The organism is Vibrio sp. OPT46 (assembly GCF_015163535.1).
In the GTDB taxonomy this organism is placed as follows: Bacteria; Pseudomonadota; Gammaproteobacteria; order Enterobacterales; family Vibrionaceae; genus Vibrio; species Vibrio alginolyticus.
This window is the reverse complement of the sequence record NZ_JADDYG010000804.1, coordinates 523-777: the sequence shown is the minus strand read 5'-3', so window position 1 is coordinate 777 and position 255 is coordinate 523. Positions and strand designations below refer to the sequence as shown.

Below are 255 nucleotides of genomic sequence, written 5' to 3'. Positions count from 1 at the left end.
CGATAAGATCGCTAAATTACTCAATATTAAATCTAGAAAAATCCCTTCATTGTCCAATGGGGAGATAGATTATCATCAACTTGTCAAACGAATAAAAAAAGACAAACAGAATAACCCTATTATTTTTGCCAATATAGGAACCACTATGCGTGGTGCAACAGATGATATTAAGCGCATTCAGCACGATATCGCAGCAATAGGTTTAGAGAGAGAGAACTACTATATTCACGCAGATGCCGCATTAAGTGGAATGAT

At 36.1% G+C, this 255-nt stretch carries 1 protein-coding gene; it reads left to right on the top strand.

What is annotated here, in order from left to right; translation table 11 throughout:
- On the top strand, positions 1 to 255 hold a 255-nt coding region (locus IQR33_RS34700), incomplete at both ends, for a pyridoxal-dependent decarboxylase (RefSeq protein WP_228014192.1).